At 70.1% G+C, this 14,581-nt stretch carries 17 protein-coding genes and 1 pseudogene; 7 read left to right on the top strand and 11 right to left on the bottom strand.

The window, feature by feature from the left end:
• Positions 1-12 precede the first annotated feature (12 nt).
• Together ACFPCV_RS32135 and ACFPCV_RS32130 are read left to right on the top strand one after the other, a co-directional pair.
• Entirely contained in the window at positions 13-492 is a 480-nt protein-coding gene (locus ACFPCV_RS32135) for a gluconokinase (protein ID WP_378060461.1), read from the top strand.
• A gap of 12 nt (positions 493-504) precedes the next feature.
• On the top strand, positions 505-1,482 hold the full coding sequence (locus ACFPCV_RS32130; RefSeq protein WP_378060459.1) for an o-succinylbenzoate synthase: 978 nt from the start codon (positions 505-507) through the stop codon (positions 1,480-1,482).
• Between the two features lie 243 nt (positions 1,483-1,725).
• On the opposite strand, the gene mgrA is transcribed toward ACFPCV_RS32130, so the two are convergent.
• Positions 1,726-2,769 (bottom strand): L-glyceraldehyde 3-phosphate reductase, encoded by a 1,044-nt coding sequence (gene mgrA, locus ACFPCV_RS32125; protein WP_378060457.1) that lies wholly within the window; start codon positions 2,767-2,769, stop codon positions 1,726-1,728.
• A gap of 39 nt (positions 2,770-2,808) precedes the next feature.
• On the opposite strand from mgrA, the gene ACFPCV_RS32120 reads away from it, so the two are divergent.
• Positions 2,809-3,387: a DUF1361 domain-containing protein gene (locus ACFPCV_RS32120; protein ID WP_378060455.1), complete on the top strand. Its 579-nt coding sequence runs from the start codon at positions 2,809-2,811 to the stop codon at positions 3,385-3,387.
• A gap of 28 nt (positions 3,388-3,415) precedes the next feature.
• On the opposite strand, the gene ACFPCV_RS32115 is transcribed toward ACFPCV_RS32120, so the two are convergent.
• Entirely contained in the window at positions 3,416-4,063 is a 648-nt protein-coding gene (locus ACFPCV_RS32115; RefSeq protein ID WP_378060453.1) for a TetR/AcrR family transcriptional regulator, read from the bottom strand.
• 68 nt (positions 4,064-4,131) lie between these two features.
• Between ACFPCV_RS32115 and ACFPCV_RS32110 the strand changes: the two genes are divergently transcribed.
• Positions 4,132-4,881 (top strand): NAD(P)-dependent oxidoreductase, encoded by a 750-nt coding sequence (locus ACFPCV_RS32110; RefSeq protein ID WP_378060451.1) that lies wholly within the window; start codon positions 4,132-4,134, stop codon positions 4,879-4,881.
• On the opposite strand, the gene ACFPCV_RS32105 is transcribed toward ACFPCV_RS32110, so the two are convergent.
• The 4 genes from ACFPCV_RS32105 to ACFPCV_RS32090 form a co-directional block, all read right to left on the bottom strand.
• Positions 4,853-6,001 (bottom strand): WXG100 family type VII secretion target, encoded by a 1,149-nt coding sequence (locus ACFPCV_RS32105; protein WP_378060449.1) that lies wholly within the window; start codon positions 5,999-6,001, stop codon positions 4,853-4,855. The genes ACFPCV_RS32110 and ACFPCV_RS32105 overlap by 29 nt on opposite strands.
• An 8-nt stretch (positions 6,002-6,009) precedes the next feature.
• The gene (locus ACFPCV_RS32100) at positions 6,010-6,627 is read right to left on the bottom strand and encodes a DUF3558 domain-containing protein (RefSeq protein ID WP_378060447.1); all 618 of its coding nucleotides are present in this window, start codon (positions 6,625-6,627) and stop codon (positions 6,010-6,012) included.
• A 35-nt stretch (positions 6,628-6,662) separates the two neighbouring features.
• A complete protein-coding gene (locus ACFPCV_RS32095; protein WP_378060445.1) occupies positions 6,663-7,034 on the bottom strand; it encodes a hypothetical protein in 372 nt (123 codons plus the stop codon).
• Between the two features lie 349 nt (positions 7,035-7,383).
• Positions 7,384-7,860, bottom strand: a complete 477-nt coding sequence (locus tag ACFPCV_RS32090) for a DUF6319 family protein (RefSeq protein ID WP_378060443.1) — start codon at positions 7,858-7,860, stop codon at positions 7,384-7,386.
• On the opposite strand from ACFPCV_RS32090, the pseudogene ACFPCV_RS32085 reads away from it, so the two are divergent.
• Positions 7,808-8,074: pseudogene (locus ACFPCV_RS32085) on the top strand (hypothetical protein); the annotation flags it as partial. The gene ACFPCV_RS32090 and the pseudogene ACFPCV_RS32085 overlap by 53 nt on opposite strands.
• 120 nt (positions 8,075-8,194) lie before the next feature.
• Here the strand turns inward: ACFPCV_RS32085 and ACFPCV_RS32080 are convergent.
• From ACFPCV_RS32080 to ACFPCV_RS32070, 3 genes are read right to left on the bottom strand one after another with little or no spacing between them, the layout of a single operon-like run.
• Entirely contained in the window at positions 8,195-8,836 is a 642-nt protein-coding gene (locus ACFPCV_RS32080) for a LysE family translocator (RefSeq protein WP_378060441.1), read from the bottom strand.
• Between the two features lie 9 nt (positions 8,837-8,845).
• Positions 8,846-9,499 (bottom strand): DUF998 domain-containing protein, encoded by a 654-nt coding sequence (locus tag ACFPCV_RS32075; RefSeq protein ID WP_378060439.1) that lies wholly within the window; start codon positions 9,497-9,499, stop codon positions 8,846-8,848.
• A 50-nt stretch (positions 9,500-9,549) separates the two neighbouring features.
• Positions 9,550-10,314: a TetR/AcrR family transcriptional regulator gene (locus tag ACFPCV_RS32070; protein WP_378060437.1), complete on the bottom strand. Its 765-nt coding sequence runs from the start codon at positions 10,312-10,314 to the stop codon at positions 9,550-9,552.
• Between the two features lie 111 nt (positions 10,315-10,425).
• Here ACFPCV_RS32070 and ACFPCV_RS32065 point away from each other — a divergent pair, with 111 nt between their 5' ends.
• Both ACFPCV_RS32065 and ACFPCV_RS32060 read left to right on the top strand, forming a co-directional pair.
• Positions 10,426-11,391, top strand: coding sequence for an ATP-binding cassette domain-containing protein (locus tag ACFPCV_RS32065; RefSeq protein WP_378060435.1), 966 nt, complete (start codon positions 10,426-10,428; stop codon positions 11,389-11,391).
• Positions 11,384-12,163, top strand: coding sequence for an ABC transporter permease (locus tag ACFPCV_RS32060; protein WP_378060433.1), 780 nt, complete (start codon positions 11,384-11,386; stop codon positions 12,161-12,163). Before ACFPCV_RS32065 ends, ACFPCV_RS32060 begins: the two co-directional genes overlap by 8 nt.
• A gap of 334 nt (positions 12,164-12,497) precedes the next feature.
• On the opposite strand, the gene ACFPCV_RS32055 is transcribed toward ACFPCV_RS32060, so the two are convergent.
• Entirely contained in the window at positions 12,498-13,250 is a 753-nt protein-coding gene (locus ACFPCV_RS32055; protein WP_378060431.1) for an NPP1 family protein, read from the bottom strand.
• 100 nt (positions 13,251-13,350) lie between these two features.
• Positions 13,351-14,469, bottom strand: a complete 1,119-nt coding sequence (locus ACFPCV_RS32050; protein WP_378060429.1) for a TolB-like translocation protein — start codon at positions 14,467-14,469, stop codon at positions 13,351-13,353.
• Between the last annotated feature and the right edge of the window lie 112 nt (positions 14,470-14,581).

The raw sequence follows: 14,581 nt of genomic DNA, 5'->3' as shown, positions 1-14,581 counted from the left end.
CAACATCGGGCCATGGCACTCGTAGTCGTGATGGGCGTCAGTGGGTCCGGGAAGACCACTGTGGGGGTTGCGCTCGCGGAGCGGATGGGGGTGCCGTTCGCGGACGCGGATGACTTCCACTCCCCCGGGAACGTGGCCAAGATGCGGTCCGGGGAGCCGTTGACCGACGTCGACCGGCGGCCGTGGCTGCTCACCATCGGTACGTGGCTGGCCGAGCACGACGGCGCGGGCGCGGTCGTCACGTGTTCCGCGCTCAAGCGGGTCTACCGGGACACGCTCCGGGAGGCCGCGCCCACCGTCACCTTCCTGCACCTGCACGGTGACCGGGACATCGTGCGGAAGCGGGTCGGGGCGCGGGAGGGGCACTTCATGCCCGAGTCGCTGGTCGACTCGCAGTACGCGGACCTCGAGCCGCTCGGCCCCGACGAGCGCGGCACGGTGATCGACCTCGCGTTACCGGTCGACGTGATCGTCGACCGGTTCCTGGAGTAGCTTCGGGGCCTGATGAAGACCATGATCGATTTCGAGCTGGCCAGGGTCTACGCGATCCCGATGGTGACGCGGTTCCGCGGCATCGACGTGCGTGAGGGCGTGCTCATCGAAGGGCCTGCCGGGTGGGGCGACTTCTGTGCCTTCCCCGAGTACGACGACCGCGAGGCCGCGTCCTGGCTGACGACCGCCATCGAGGCGTGCACCGTCGGGTGGCCGGACCCGGTGCGCGGGCGGATCCCCGTCAACACCACCGTGCCCGTCGTGTCACCGAGGCGGGCGCACGAGCTGGTCACCGCGTCCGGGTGCCGCACCGCGAAGGTGAAGGTCGCCGACGGGCCCCTCGGCGACGACATCGCACGGCTCGAAGCCGTGCGGGACGCGTTGCCGGACGGGCGGATCCGCGTCGACGCGAACGGTGCCTGGGACGTCGACGCCGCGGTCGCCGCGATTCCGCTGCTGGACCGGGCCGCCGGTGGGCTGGAGTACGTGGAGCAGCCGTGCCGGACCGTCGACGAGCTGGCGCTGGTGCGGCGCAGGGTCGACGTGCGGATCGCCGCCGACGAGTCGATCCGGCGGGCCGAGGACCCGATGAAGGTCGCCGTCGCCGGGGCCGCCGACGTGGCCGTCATCAAGTGCACACCACTGGGCGGGGTGCGGCGGGCGTTGCGGGTCGCCGAGGCGTGCGGGCTGCCGTGCGTGGTGTCGTCGGCACTGGAGACCTCGGTGGGCCTCAGTGCCGGGCTCGCGCTGGCCGGGGCGCTGCCCGAGCTGGACTTCGCGTGCGGGCTCGGCACGTTGTCGCTGCTCGACGGGGACGTGGTCGGACCCGCGCGTGCGTTGACGCCGGTCGACGGGTACCTGCCGGTCGCGCCGGTCACCCCGACACCGGACCCGGCCCTGCTGGACCGCTACGAGCTGCGGGACCCCGCCCGCGTGCGGTGGTGGCGGGACCGGCTCGCGCGCCTGGTGGAACAGGGCCGGGTGCGCTAGACGATTGATTCCGTGAAGATCATGTGAAGCGAGCCCGGCGCACAGCGCCCGGCAGGCCGTCCCGGTGCCGTGAATGGGCCGTTCAGGGCGCCCAGCGCCCTGAACGCGCCTTTCAGGGCATTACCAGCGCCGTCAACGCGCAACACCAACCGGAACCAGGCAACGCACCCGACGCGACCAGCACCACGACGACCGACTCACACCGACTTCACGGAATCATCATCCAGTCCGCGGGTTCAACACCTAGCTGGTGCTGGAGCGGGCCCACAGGTTGATGCCGCTGTCGACCGCGTGCTCGTCGATCTCGGCCAGCTCCGAGTCGGTGAACTCGAGGCCGGACAGCGCGCCGAGGTTGTCGTCGAGCTGCTTGACGCTGGACGCGCCGATGAGCGTCGAGGTCATCCGGGTGTCGCGCAGCGTCCAGGCCAGCGCGAGCTGTGCCAGCGACTGGCCACGTGACCTCGCGATCTCGTCGAGCGCGCGGATGCGGGCCAGGTTCTCCTCCGACAGCATCGACTGCGACAGCGACCCGTCGCGGGCGGCGCGGGAGCCGGCGGGGATCCCGTCCAGGTAGCGGTCGGTCAGCATGCCCTGCGCGAGCGGCGAGAACCCGATGCAGCCCACGCCGAGCTCACCGAGCGCGTCCAGCAGGTCGGGCTCGATCCAGCGGTTGAGCATGGAGTACGACGGCTGGTGGATGAGCAGCCGCACACCCATGCCGGCGAGCAGCGCGTGCGCCTCGCGGGTCTTGGCCGGCGAGTACGAGGAGATGCCGACGTAGAGCGCCTTGCCCTGCTGCACGGCGGAGGCGAGCGCGCCCATGGTCTCCTCGAGCGGCGTGTCCGGGTCGTACCGGTGCGAGTAGAAGATGTCCACGTAGTCGAGGCCCATGCGGGACAGGCTCTGGTCGAGGCTCGCGAGCACGTACTTGCGGGAGCCGCCACCCTGGCCGTACGGGCCGGGCCACATGTCGTAGCCGGCCTTCGTGGAGATGACCAGCTCGTCCCGGTACGGCCGGAAGTCCTGCGCCACGAGCGCACCGAAGTTGGTCTCCGCCGAGCCGTAGGGCGGGCCGTAGTTGTTGGCCAGGTCGAAGTGGGTGACGCCGCGGTCGAACGCGCGGCGCAGGATCGCGCGGCACTGCTCCAGCGGCACCTCGGTGCCGAAGTTCTGCCACAGCCCCAGCGAGATGGCGGGCAGGCGAAGGCCGCTGTCGCCGGTCCTGCGGTAGGACATCGCGTTGTCGTAGCGGTCCTCCGCTGCCTGGTAGGCCGGCGGAATGCTCATGTGGGTCTCCTCGAAGCGCGTCGCGGGTACCGTGATGTTATGTCCGCGCTGGTGGCCAATGCCGGATGGATGGGGTGGAACGCGTTCCTCGCCCTGGTTCCGCTCGTGCTCGCGCACCTCCTGTTCGGACGCCGGCAGCGGCCCCGCTGGTTGCTGATCACCGGTGGTGCCGTGTTCGTGGCGTTCCTGCCCAACGCGCCGTACGTGCTGACCGACGTGCTGCACCTGCCGCGCGACCTGCGCCACGTCGAGAGCTGGGTGGCGGCCGGGCTGCTCACGCAGTACCTGGTGCTGTTCGCGATCGGGTTCGTCGCGTACGTGCTGTCGCTGGTGCGGCTGGAGCGCTGGCTGGCCGAGCGCGGCGTGTCCAGGCGGGCCGTGCTGCTCACGGACCTGTCGCTGCACGCGCTGTGCGCGGTGGGGATCGTCCTCGGCCGGGTGTTCCGCTTCAACTCGTGGGACCTGGTGACCAACCCCGGGGGCCTGCTCGAACTGGTCCGCGTCCCGCAGCCGAGGACCGTGCTGGTGCTGTTCGTCCTGTTCACGGTGCTGGCGGCTGGTGCGACCATCGCCCGCGCCCTGCCCACGATCATGGACCGCGCGGTGCGCATGGGTTAGAGCGTGTCTTGAATCCGCGGAGGCGGGCCTAATTCTCGTCGGGGTGCAGTGCGTCGAGGATCAGGGTGAGGCCGAACTCGAACTCGTCGCCGTAGTCGTAGCCGGGCCGCATGGCGTAGTCGGTCATCAGCTCCGTGAGGTGTGGGTAGGCGCCCTCGGGCATGGTGCGCTGGATGTCGCCCGCGACCTCGTCGAACTCGGTGCGGTTCGCGAACGGCATGCTCTCCTCCTGGAGGACGAACCCGTAGAGGTAGCTGTCGATCACGGAGAAGGCGTGCGCGGCCATCGCGACGGAGAAACCGCCCGCGCGCAGGGTGCCGAGCACGGCGTCGTGGTGTCGCAGGGTCGCCGGGCCCGGCGAGCTGCGGGAGTCCATCAGGCCGACGGCCCAGGAGTGACGGCGGAGCGCCTGGCGTGCCGAGGCGGCGCGGTCGCGCATGGCCGCCTTCCAGTCCGCGGCAGGCGCGGGCAGGTCGATCTCGCCGAACACCGCGTCGACCATGTCGTCGAGCATGTCCTCCCGGCCTGCGACGTGGTTGTAGAGCGACATCGCCTCGACCCCCAGCCTGGCGGCGACCGCCCGCATGGTGACCCCGGCTTCGCCCTTCTCGTCGGCGAGCGCCATCGCCGCGGTGATCACCCGCTCCCTGCTCAGCGGCGCCCGCTTCGACTTCATGAGACTCCTCCTTGACGTACTTACGGCGTAAGTCTAGCGTGACTTACACCGTAAGTTAGGAGCAGGACATGCAGAGGGTCTGCGTCATCGGCGCATCGGGAAAACTGGGGCAGTACATGGTCCGGCACGCACTGGACCTCGGCTACGAGGTCGTCGGCGTGTGCCGCGAACGCAGCGTCGGCAAGCTCGCCGCGCTGGCGGACCGGATCACGATCGTGCCGGGCGCCACGAACGACCGGGAGGTGATCCAGAAGGCGGTCGCCGGCTGCGACGGCGTGCTGACCGTGCTGGTCCCGTGGGGTGTGCGGCAGTACTCGTCGGGCACGGCGCAGGCGGTGCTCGACCACGCCGACCCCGGCGCACGGCTGGTGTTCTCGTGCGGCTGGCACATCACCAGGGACGGCAAGGACACGTACTCGTGGAAGTTCAGGGCGGCCCTCCGGGTCGCCGCCTGGCTGGGCAGGCTGGTGCGCGCCGTCGAGATCGACGACCAGGTGGAGGCCTGCCGGCGGATCTTCGCCAGCGACCGGCGGTGGACCGTGGTCCGCGGCAGCGACCTCGAAGAGGGCGAGAGCCAGGGCCTGCCCGTGTGGAGCCACCACGTCGACGACCCGGTCCTCGCGAGCAACCTGACACGACGCGTGGACTTCGCACTGTTCATGGTGGCGGCACTCACCGACGACACCCTCGTCCACGAGGCACCCGCGATCGTCGGCCGCCTCTCACCCAGCGCACTGGCCCACGCGGGCGACGGTCGGTCCCCCGGCGCGGGGTTGGCCGACGGTCCTGCTAGTCCTCGTACTCGTCGTCCCCGATGACCTGCGGCGCCGTGAGCGCGTCACTGCCGAACATGCCGTCCGGGTCGCCTTCGATGAGCACCTTGCGCTCGTACTCCTGGTCCTCGTCCTTGTTCCGGCCGGCGCCCAAGGGGGCGCCGACCGGGCCGGTCCCGCCGCCACGCCCCGCGGCACCTGCGACACCACGCCGGGCGGCCGCCTCGTCGGCGGCCGACGCGCCCGCACCGGCACCGCTACCGGGTCCCAACACCGGTCCACGGCTCGCGCCTGGCCCGCCGACACTGCCTGACCCGCCCGCACTGCCTTGCCCGCCCGATCCGCCTGACGTGCCCGATCCGCCCAGTCCGCCTGGTCCGCCGCCGAACCCGCCGCCACGGCCGCCCGGTGCGCCAGGGACGCCGGATTCGACGCGTCCGCCTGGCCCGCCAACCCGGATGCCGGGTCTGCCCACCTGGCCGGGGTTCCCGTCCAGATTTCCTCCGGCGACGCCATCCTCGGCAGGAGCGGTCACCACCGGCCCCGGAGCGGGCCGGTGACCACTGGGAGCGGTCCCGTCGACGGACGCCTGGTCGCGGGTGACGTCGTCCGGTCCGGCGTTCCGAGGGGTGTCGTCGACCGCGACGGTGTCGGCGGGAGTCACCGAGATGCCGCCACCGCTGTGGGTGGTGCTGCTGAACTGCCGCGGCAGATGCGTCTCGTTGTGGTTGCTGGCGTTGTCGTACCCCTCGAAGACTCGGATGTTGTGCTGCGCCTTCTGCTGGTACGCCTGCGTCTGCGCGTCGGTGTCGACGTCGAACGGCACCACCTGGTCCAGCAGGTCGGCAGCAGGCTCCGGTGGCATGGGCTCGACGTCGGCGGCCGCCCGGTGGAACGACCCGGCCTGCCGGTCGAGCAGGTCCTGTGCGATGTGGAGGTACTCCGCCCCCTCTGCCGCATGCCTGGCCAACGGCAGCGCGGCACCCTGCGCACCGTCCGCGGCGCTTCCCCGCCAACCGCTCTCGATGGTGGCCAGAAGCCGTCGAATCCGCTCGGCCCGAGCCTGCTCGGCAGCGGACTCGGCGGAGGACACGTGCTGCGCCGCCTGAAGCGTCTCCGAGCCAGGCCCGGTGGTCAGCTCCTCGTAGATCCGCTGAGGCGTCATCCAAAAACTCATTGCGCCGCCTTCATGGTCTCGAGGACCATTTCCGCCACCATGCTCCCCGTCTCACAGGGGTCCTTCTTCCCGACATTGCCCGCGGACTGCTGCAACGCGACCTCGAACGCGATCTCGTCCGACGTGCCGATCACCACTGAGCACGCACCGGCGTCCCGCTCGTCCAGTGCGCCATACGCGACGGCGGGATATCCGCCGATCGGTTCCAGTGGTTCGAAGAATGCCAGCTTCCCATCCTTCTCGGCCTGGTATATCGCACTGACCCCGTAGGGGTTTCTGTCCAGCGATGCGATCTCGACAAGTGCGAGGCGATCCGCTCGCACCCGGAATTCGCAAGCCTTGCCCAAGCTGCTGTCACGCAGCGTTCCCGGATACCGGAGTTCGAGTGTCCCAGCCTGGTCCGAGGCGAGAGCCTGACAGGGGTCTCGCTGGAAGAGCTCGGTATCCAAGGGATCGGCGACAGCAGGGGCACCGGCGTACGGCAACTGGTCGCCCGAGGACGATGGCGCCGAAGCACTGGGCTCGTTCTCAGCGCCCCCAGGCGAAGGCAGGGGACTTCCTTCGGTCGAGCTGACACACCCCGCCGCTACCACGGCGGCGATCAGTGCGGTCATCGACTTCAACGAACGAACGCGCACGACCGGATCCCCTAAATCGGATTGTCCTCTTCCGACCGCCCCGAGCTGTGGAGGGTTGCGACATTCCGTCGTTCAACCTCGAGATAATCGTCCAATGCGTTTTGGCACGACTGTGCCTGATCGACACAGTATTTGCTGTTCTGCCGCAAATAGTTCAGATAGGCGTGGCCGAAGGATTTCGCCGCCACCGCCACTGCCTCACTGGCGAAGTCGAGGCCTGGTCCCCGCACCCCCACGAGCCGCTGGGAATCACGGAACGACCGGTTGTAGTCGTCGGCCAGGTCGAGCCATTCCTTGATCAGGTCGGTCAGCGTGGCCTCGTCGTAGGCGAAGCCGCCAGCGGTGACCATGCCTTCGGTGTTGCCGCCGATGACGCCTCGCATCGTCGAACCGCGGTGTAGTTCACCAGCCATCGGACCCCCGTTCGCTGTCGGACAGTGAACGCCCGTGTGCGGGTCGTAGTAAAGACTACGACAGGGTCGCCAAGTGACAGGACAAATCGCAGCACTTGTACACGAAAGGCGCATGCGCCGGAGAAAGGCCGATGGTCAGTGCGACCTGTGGTCCACCGACAGAGTGGCGCAGTCGCGCGAGAGCAACGGTGCGTACCGCACGCGCCGCCTCGGCTCGGCTCGGCTCGGCTCGGCTCGGCTCGGCTCGGCTCGGCTCGGCACGGCACGGCACGGCACGGCACGGCACGGCCATGAGTGTCATGGCCGTGCCGCGGGTTGGTCAGCCGTCCTGCAGCTCGGCCAGAGCCTGCTTGACCTTGGACAGCTCGGCCTCCAGCTCGGCGAGGCGGGCCTGGTGCTGCTGGCGGGCGACGTCGAGCACGGACTCGATGGCCTTCGAGATGTCCTCGTGCAGTTCGGCGGCCGCGCGGGAGACGGCGGCGGCCGGGATCTGCAGGCCCTGCAGGACGCGGCTGCCCGCGTGCGACAGGTCGGCCTGCCACTCGCCGTCCATGGTGCCGGTGACCGTCAGCGTCAGCTCGACCGTGCGGGTCTTGCGTGCCGTGCTCGCCTTGCGGCCGCGCTTGGCGGGCTGTTCCGGGGCCGCCTTCTCGGGCTCGGGCTGGGACTGAGGCTGGGCCTGCACGGCCTCCGCCTGCTGCTCCTCGGCCGGGGCCTCATTCGCCGGGGCCTCGTTCGCCGGGGCCTCGTTCGCCGGGGCCTCGTTCGCCGGGGCCTCGCTCGTTGGGGACACCATCACGCTCCTTCGTCACGGGACACACCGCGGAGGCATATTAGAACACGCGTTCGTCTCGCGTGCCCGCGGTGGGTTCGGATCCTCGGTGCGCATCATCGCGTCCGCGCGCCGAGGGGAAAGCGCGGGTCAGGCGGCGTGCGTCGGCAGCGGTGCTGGTATTGGCGTGCGCCGCCCCAGGGCGTGTCCCGTGGATCTTGGTCGATGGGATTCGTGATCCATCTGGTCGCTGGCAAGGCGGAGGAAGGCCCTCGTACCGGGTTGTACTCGGGCTTTCCGACAACGCGGCCAGCGGCCAGATGGGCGCGAATACCGCGATCAAGATCCGCGGGACACCCTAGTCCCTGCGGCCGGTGGCCGCGATGCTCGCACCGACGCCGATCATCATCAGCCCGCCCGCGCCGCCGACCAGTTCCAGCCTGCGCGGGGAGCGCGAGAACCACGTCCGCGCGGTCGCGGCGAGCAGGGCCCACACGCTGTCGAGCACGAGCGCGATCACCGGGAACAGCGTGCCGAGCAACAACATCTGCACCGGCACGTGGCCCGCGGCCGGGTTCGTGAACTGCGGCAGCGCCACCACGAAGAACACGATCGACTTCGGGTTGGCCACGCCGACGACGATCCCGTCCCGCAGCGCGCGCCGCGACGGCACGACGGCAGGCATGCCCTCCGCGAGCACCTCGGTGACCTTGCGGCGGTGCCGGATCGCCTGCACGCCCAGGTAGACGAGGTACGCGGCGCCGAGGAGCTTGATCACGGTGAACACGGCGGCCGACCGCTCCACGACCACCCCGACCCCGACCGCGACCGCCACGACCTGCAGGTACACCCCGATCGCATTGCCGACCACGGTCAACAGCGCCTCGCGGCGGCCGACGGTCAGCGCCCGGCCGACGGTGAACAGCACGCTCGGCCCCGGCACGGCGACGACCACCACCGACAGCAGGGCGAAGGCGACTACCTGGCTCAGCGACATCACGCCGCGACACTAGTGTCCCGCGAGGACCACGTCCTGTGGTTTTGCCGCCCTGATCAGGCCGAGCACGAGTGTCAGTATCGCCGCGACCGCGGCCAGTGCCATGGCCCGCTCGACCAGCCCGAGCGGCACGAACCGCCACCACGGTCCGTAGCCCATGCCCATGCGGACCACCCCGACGACGATCAACCCGAACCATCCCAGTGACACGGCGGCAAAGCCGCGCGCGGCCCACCGCCACCCCGGCCGGTCCGGGAACACCCTGTGCGCCACCAGGAGCACGGCCAGCGGCAGCGACACGAACCCGACCACGCTCGCGTACCGGTGGATGGTGCCGCCGATGCTGGGGCCGACCGTCCAGTCGGTCTTCGTGAACACCACGATCACGAGCAGGCTCACCGTCCACAGCGCACCGAGCAGCACGGGCCCGGAGTACGGCCGCACCTGCCGGTGCCGCACCACCGCGTAGAACCCCAGCGCGGAGCCGAAAGCGACCAGCAGCACCGCGAGGTCGAATACCCATTTGCTCGACCCGAGCGCGTACTCGCTGAGCGTCCTGCGCAGCACGTTGATCTCGTTGGTGGGTGGCAGCACGTGCAGCGACAGCATCAGCACGGAGCCGAGCAGGAGCGTGAGAACGCTCGCCAGCGCGCTTCTGGAGGGCATGGATCGAGGCTAACCGCGGAACATGAGAGGAACGTAAGAAGACAAACCGGTCACGCGCGGCGGTTGACGAGCGCCTCGACGCCGTCGAGAACGCGCTCGAGCCCGAAGCGGAAGTCGTAGTCGAGGTCGTTCAACTCCACGTTCTCGTCGTCGAACGTGCCCGCGTCGACCACGGCGTGCAGCGCGGGGAACTCCTCGACCGTGGTCAGCTTCTTGATCAGCTCGCCGTACCTCGACATGACGCGGGCCGTCGTGGGGTCGCCCTTCCCGAGCGCCTCGGACATGTCGCTGTTGAGCATCGCGAAACTGCGGGTGAAGCTCGTGACGAGCAGGATGACCGACAGCTTCTCGCCCTCCTCCAGCCCGGTGCCGCCGAGCGCACGCAGCCCCACCTCCATGAACCGCAACTGGTTGGGCATGATCGGCGCGCCGGTGACCGGGATGCGCAGGACCCACGGGAACTGCCGGTATGCGTCCAGCTCGACCTCGGCCCACCACTTGAGCCCCTCGCGCCAGGTGCCCTCACCCGGCGCCTCGGCGTCGACCCGGCCGAACGCGCCGTCGATCATGAGTGCGAGCAGCTCGTCCTTGGACGCGACATAGCGGTAGAGCGACATGGCCGACGCGCCGAGCTCCTTCGCGACCCGGCCCATGGACACCCCGCCGATGCCCTCGGCGTTCGCGACGTCGATGCCCGCGTCGACGATCCGTTCCAGCGACAGCCCGCGTTTCGGGCCCTTGGTGGGCCGGTCGCGCACGCCCCAGACCATCTCGAAGCTCGCGGGCAGCCCGGTCTCTGTCTCTTCGCCGCTCATCCCACCCTGACCCGACCTCAGGGACATCCCTGATTTACTGTTTACGACCTACGCATTACAGTTTATCTCGTACGCAGTACTTCCGCCGTCCACGAACTCCCAGGGGGAACCATGCCCGGCGAACCAGCGATCGAGGCTACCGGCCTCACGAAGTCCTACGGCTCGGTGCGGGTGCTCACCGGTGTCGACCTGCACGTGCCACGCGGCAGCGTCTTCTCGCTGCTCGGCCCGAACGGCGCGGGCAAGACCACCACCGTGCGCATCCTGAGCACGTTGACCAGCCCCGACTCGGGGTCGGCCCGCGTCGCCGGGAACGACCTGGTGCGTGACCGGGCGAAGGTGCGCCGCAGCATCAGCCTCACCGGCCAGGACACCGCGCTCGACGAGCTGCAGACCGGCGCGGAGAACCTCCGGATGATGGGCAGGCTCAGCCGCCTGTCCCGCCGCGCCGCCGCGGCCCGCGCCGACGAGCTGCTCGAACGGTTCGACCTCGTCGAGGCAGGCAGCCGCCGCGTCGGCACCTACTCCGGTGGCATGCGCAGGCGCCTCGACCTGGCCGCGAGCCTGATCGTGCCGCCCGCGGTGATCTTCCTCGACGAGCCCACCACCGGTCTCGACCCGCGCAGCCGCGCGGGGATGTGGACGGTGATCACCGAGCTGACCCGCTCCGGCGTGACGATCTTCCTCACCACGCAGTACCTGGAGGAGGCCGACCGGCTGGCCGACCGGATCGCGCTGGTCGACGGCGGCCGGATCGTCGCGGAGGGCACCGCGGCGCAGCTCAAGCAGCAGGTGTCCGGCCACCGGCTCGACCTGACGCTCACCGGCCGCCCCGCGTTCGACGCGCTCGTCGCCCAGCTCGGGGACCGGGCGCTGCTGCCCGACGCCGAACGGCTCACCCTGTCGGCCGCGACCGACGGCAGCGCGGGCCACATCCGCGCGCTGCTCGACCAGCTGGACCCGGCCCGCACCGCGGTGGCGAGCTTCGCCGTGCACACCGCGACCCTCGACGACGTGTTCCTGGCGCTGACCGGGCACGCGACCACCACGCACGACAAGGAGCCCGTCGGTGTCTGACACCCTCACCGCCCGCCCGATCTCGCCGCTCGGCGACCTCGGGGTCATGGTCCGCCGCGCGACCACACTGTCCATCCGCAACGGCGACGCGCTGCTGACCTCGCTCGCGCTGCCGATCATGCTGATGCTGCTGTTCGTCTACCTGTTCGGCGGCGCGATCGACACCGGCACCGAGTACGTGACCTACGTGGTGCCGGGCGTGATCATGCTGTGCGCGTCGTTCGGCGCGTCGCTCACCGCGGTGGCGGTCACGAACGACATGACCAACGGGATCATGGACCGCTTCCGGTCGATGGACGTGCGCGGTGCGTCCGTGCTCGGCGGGCACGTCGCCGCGAGCACCGCACGCAACCTGGTGTCGACCGTGCTCGTGCTCGGTGTCGCGTTCCTGATCGGCTTCCGCCCCTCGGCGTCCGTCGTGGACTGGCTGGCGGCCGCGGGCCTGCTCGTGGCCGCGATCGTGGCCCTGTCGTGGGCGTCCGCGGCGGTCGGCCTGCTGGCGAAGACCCCGGAGGCGGCGAGCGGCTTCACGTTCTTCGTGATGTTCCTGCCGTACCCGAGCAGCGCGTTCGTGCCGGTGGAGACCATGCCGACGTGGATTCACGGTTTCGCGGAGAACCAGCCGTTCACGCCGCTGATCGAGTCGCTGCGCGGATTCCTGCTCGGCACCCCGGTCGGCAACAGCCCGTGGGTCGCGCTCGCGTGGTGCGCGGGCATCCTCGCGGTGTCGGTACTGGTGACGGGCAAGCTGTTCAAGCGAAGGACCGCCTGACCTACCGGCGGCCGTTCCGCGGCCGGATGACGCGGTCCCGGCCACCTCGGGCGGGCGCCTGTCCCGAAAGCGCCTTTCGAGACACGGCACCCGCCCCGCGCAGCGGCGCCGGGCGCGCAGCGCCCCTGCGGGGCCGCCCGCAGGACGAGCAAGTGCCGTCAATGGGCCGTTCAGGGCGCCCAGCGCCCTGAACGCGCCTTTCAGGGCACTACCACGCCGTCAACGCGCCTTCACAGCACCAGACCAGGGCGCTCCGCGCCCGACCCCGCGAAGCGGGAACCTGCCTGCGCAACCCCCACCCGCGATAACCGAGTCGGTTGTGGACAACTCCGTTCTACGCGTTGGGGTCGAACGGGATACCGGCTGGCTTGGCCTTCGCGAGGTTGCTCGCGAAGGCGCTGTCCTTGATGGCGAGACTGGCGCTGCCGAAGTCGGCGTTCACGAGGCGGTCGCGGATGCCGGGTGGGTAGTTGTCCCAGCTGACGAGGTCCGGGTACTGCCACGTGCCGTAGTGGTTCTCCGGTTGTTCGGTCTTGCCGGCGATCCGGAAGCAGTGCGTCGAGAGGCCGTCCTTGTGGTAGATGACCTTCGCGTGGGTGCCTTCCCAGCCGACCTGGTCGCGCGGGTAGGTCGAGTAGTTGCCGTGCGCGGACACGGACACGTACTGCGCCTGGTCGTTTCGCACCCACACCACGACGTGCTCGATGTCGTGCCGGTGGCCGCAGCAGTCCCAGCCGGGCACGGCCTGGTCCTTCTCGAAGTACAGGTCGTACAGGTAGGCGCACCAGCCGTTGTTGCACTTGCTGCGGGAGTAGGAGTTCGTGTTGTCCAGATCGGACCGGTCGCGGCAGTTGCCGTTGAGCGCGCCGGAGTTGTTCAGCCCCGGAGCGGGGGTTCCGTCGGGGCCGATGGCCGGGGTCGGGTAGCAACCGTCGCCGTCGTAGTCGAAGGCCGGTTGCCACTTGCCGTCGGCCTCGGCGTGGCTCGCGGGCAGCGCCCTCGGCGGGTCCGCCCAGGCGACGCCGGGGATCAGGATGGTGAGCAGGGTTACGGTCACGGCAACGAAAGCCGTTCTTCTTCCACGCATCGCAGGGCCCTCTCCATTGATCGCGGGGATGTCGCGTTCAACGTAAGCGGGCAGGCTCAGCGCGGGTCAACCGCCAAAAGGCCGGAAGGTGACCATCTGATCACGGTCCGTCGATGGTGAGCAGGGTGGGGTGATCCTCGCCGAGGCTGACGAGCATTCCGCCGGGCACCCAGTCGATGCTGTCGTCGTCCGCGGCACGCAGGCCCGGCTGCTCGTGGAGATCCCTTGGCGCGGCACCTGGTTTGCCAACGACCCGCAGGGTGCCGGGTGCCTCGACGTAGACGATCGCGTGCCCTTCCGGCGCCCATCCGGGGTACATGACCGCACCGTCCGCCACCGGGACCGGGTCACCACCGCGTACCGGAACCACCCGCGCCTTGCCCTCGACGGCGTTCAGCTCCTCGTCGCGTTGGTCTGCGAGCAGGAAGTTCCCGTCCGGGGAGAACGACAGCACGCGGTACTCGCCGTCCAGCACCTTGCGTGGTTGCCCGCCTGTCGTCGCGGCCACCAGGACCTCGTCGTCCCCGCCTTGCGGTGGCCCGGAAAGCCAGGCGACGGTGTCATCCGCCCACGCCACCGTCTGCAGGTCCGCCCAGGAGGTGTCGATCGTGCCGTGGCGTCGCGGCTCCCCGCCTGCCGCGGGCACCGACATCACGGCGACGGCGTTCGCGGACTCCCTGCGCAGGAAGCGGATCCGAGTGCCGTCCCCGGACCAGGACGGAGCCACGTCGACCTTCGCGTCGCGGGGGAGCTCCTGCGAGTTCATGCCGACGCGGTCGACCCCGTCGTCGGTCAGCGTCGTCAGCTCGCCGGAGGCGACGTCCAGCACCCAGAGATCGGGCTCGCTGCCCAGTGCGAGTTCGTCGGTGAACGCGAGTGTGGTGCCGTCAGGCGACCACGAAGCCGCGCTGAGGGCGAAGAGCCGGCCACCACCGTGGAAGCAGTGCTCGGCGGAGCCGCCGACGCCGCGCACGCACGGCCCGGACTCCGAGTGGTAGAGGATCGAGGTCCCGTCCGGGGACAGCCAGGCCGAGTACGCCGAGCCCAGGTCCTGCTGTCCGCTCACCCGCAACGAGGACACGTCCGTCGCCTGGAGCCGCGCAGGCGGTTCGGGTGGCCGCACGGCCTGCTCCTCGGCACACGCCGACATCACGAGAGCAACCGACACCGACAGGACGACACGACGCAACTCCCCCACCTCCGCGAGCAAGATCGTCACGGCGGGCCGCTGCGTTACCGCGGAATGCGACGGAGATGCGCCGGGGGTGCGCCGAGTCGGCGCACCCCCGGGCTGCTGGTCCGGCGGCGCCGCGGCACCACCGGCCTCCTGA

The organism is Actinophytocola glycyrrhizae (assembly GCF_042653545.1).
Taxonomy (GTDB): Bacteria; Actinomycetota; Actinomycetes; order Mycobacteriales; family Pseudonocardiaceae; genus Actinophytocola; species Actinophytocola glycyrrhizae.
Note: the sequence above shows the minus strand (reverse complement) of the source record. Positions and strands in the feature narration are given on the sequence as shown.

What these genes read in the sequence shown, in the direction of transcription:
- ACFPCV_RS32135 (WP_378060461.1), top strand. Translation starts at nt 13, where the DNA reads ATGGCACTCGTAGTCGTGATGGGCGTCAGTGGGTCCGGGAAGACCACT.
- ACFPCV_RS32130 (WP_378060459.1), top strand. Translation starts at nt 505, where the DNA reads ATGAAGACCATGATCGATTTCGAGCTGGCCAGGGTCTACGCGATCCCG.
- mgrA (WP_378060457.1), bottom strand. Translation starts at nt 2,769, where the DNA reads ATGAGCATTCCGCCGGCCTACCAGGCAGCGGAGGACCGCTACGACAAC.
- ACFPCV_RS32120 (WP_378060455.1), top strand. Translation starts at nt 2,809, where the DNA reads ATGTCCGCGCTGGTGGCCAATGCCGGATGGATGGGGTGGAACGCGTTC.
- ACFPCV_RS32115 (WP_378060453.1), bottom strand. Translation starts at nt 4,063, where the DNA reads ATGAAGTCGAAGCGGGCGCCGCTGAGCAGGGAGCGGGTGATCACCGCG.
- ACFPCV_RS32110 (WP_378060451.1), top strand. Translation starts at nt 4,132, where the DNA reads ATGCAGAGGGTCTGCGTCATCGGCGCATCGGGAAAACTGGGGCAGTAC.
- ACFPCV_RS32105 (WP_378060449.1), bottom strand. Translation starts at nt 6,001, where the DNA reads ATGACGCCTCAGCGGATCTACGAGGAGCTGACCACCGGGCCTGGCTCG.
- ACFPCV_RS32100 (WP_378060447.1), bottom strand. Translation starts at nt 6,627, where the DNA reads ATGACCGCACTGATCGCCGCCGTGGTAGCGGCGGGGTGTGTCAGCTCG.
- ACFPCV_RS32095 (WP_378060445.1), bottom strand. Translation starts at nt 7,034, where the DNA reads ATGCGAGGCGTCATCGGCGGCAACACCGAAGGCATGGTCACCGCTGGC.
- ACFPCV_RS32090 (WP_378060443.1), bottom strand. Translation starts at nt 7,860, where the DNA reads ATGGTGTCCCCAACGAGCGAGGCCCCGGCGAACGAGGCCCCGGCGAAC.
- ACFPCV_RS32075 (WP_378060439.1), bottom strand. Translation starts at nt 9,499, where the DNA reads ATGCCCTCCAGAAGCGCGCTGGCGAGCGTTCTCACGCTCCTGCTCGGC.
- ACFPCV_RS32070 (WP_378060437.1), bottom strand. Translation starts at nt 10,314, where the DNA reads ATGAGCGGCGAAGAGACAGAGACCGGGCTGCCCGCGAGCTTCGAGATG.
- ACFPCV_RS32065 (WP_378060435.1), top strand. Translation starts at nt 10,426, where the DNA reads ATGCCCGGCGAACCAGCGATCGAGGCTACCGGCCTCACGAAGTCCTAC.
- ACFPCV_RS32055 (WP_378060431.1), bottom strand. Translation starts at nt 13,250, where the DNA reads ATGCGTGGAAGAAGAACGGCTTTCGTTGCCGTGACCGTAACCCTGCTC.